General features: G+C 61.0%; 1 protein-coding gene and 1 pseudogene. Both read right to left on the bottom strand.

Features of this window, described 5'->3' with window-relative positions:
• Window positions 1-143 (bottom strand): BrnA antitoxin family protein (locus NY78_RS24395; RefSeq protein WP_231584083.1); only part of this gene is annotated, 143 nt, incomplete at its 3' end.
• 113 nt (window positions 144-256) lie between these two features.
• Window positions 257-1,045, bottom strand: a pseudogene (locus NY78_RS21760) (DUF4158 domain-containing protein); the annotation flags it as partial.
• Between the last annotated feature and the right edge of the window lie 7 nt (window positions 1,046-1,052).

Here is a 1,052-nt window from a genome sequence, read left to right as displayed (position 1 = left end):
TTAATTGCCGTCTGGTAGCCCTTTTTTTTCTGGCTGCGAAACCAGGCCAGAACATCATGGTCAAGGCGAATGCAAACACGCTCCTTCGTCTCGGGCAAAAGATCTTCCAAGGCGCATGCGCTTGGCCTTTTCGAAAAAATCATCCGGCAACGGCGGGTTGTCTGGATCAGAAAGCGCATTGGCGGTCAGTTCTTCGTCGGTCATGGCGTCGGCCCTAGAGCCGTCGGTCAACCTGGGGAGCTTTCTTGCTTCTTCCAGCGTGTATCTGCCCGCCCTCACGGGCGAGCTTCAGCAGCCGGTTCTGGTGGACCGCGTGTTCCAGCCCATCTGGCAGCCCCAGTTCGTGCAGGGTCCGCAGCCGTTCCAGGTGGGCCAGCACATGCTTGGGCTTGGGTGACCCCGGCGGCTGACGCAGCCAGATCAATCCGCTGCCCTTGGAGCCCTCACGAATCGCCAACAGTGCGTCGAGCGCTCGACGGTGGTGATCGGTCAGGGGCGTTGTCAGCGCCTCATGGACTTGTCGCGTGCCACGCGTCAGCGCTTCGCTGCATACCCGGTCGATCACGTCGAGCGCCGGCAGGATGATGCATTGCTGCCGCAGCAGATCGATCAACGCTTCGGCGAGCACGATGCCCCGGTCGGTTTGCTTGGCCAGTTCGGCGAGTTGTTGCACGAAGTGCCGGTAATCAGCGGCCGCGAATGGTGTCAGGTTCAGCCATGCCTGCAATTCCAGCAGGTGCTCGCGTCTAGTCTCCGGGCGTTGCGCGTACTGTGGCCAGATGTCCGGCTCAATGTACAACTGGCTGCCGATGATATTCAGAAGGGATGCGGGAGGTCCCGCTTCACTGGGCAGGGCAAAGCCAGGATAGCGCAGGTAGCACAACTGCACTGCGAAGCCGAGACGGTTGTGATTGCCGCGCCGCTGACGTATCGCCGACAGGTCGGTCTCGGATAAGGTGTAGTGCCGGATCAGTTCATCGTTTGTCGTGGGGAATGCCAGCAAGGTGGCCCGCTCTGCGGGCGTCAACAGACTGCGGCGTGGCATGGTCAGT

Origin of the sequence: Desulfovibrio sp. TomC (genome assembly GCF_000801335.2) — a bacterium.
Lineage (GTDB): Bacteria > Desulfobacterota > Desulfovibrionia > Desulfovibrionales > Desulfovibrionaceae > Solidesulfovibrio.
Note: the sequence above shows the minus strand (reverse complement) of the source record. Positions and strands in the feature narration are given on the sequence as shown.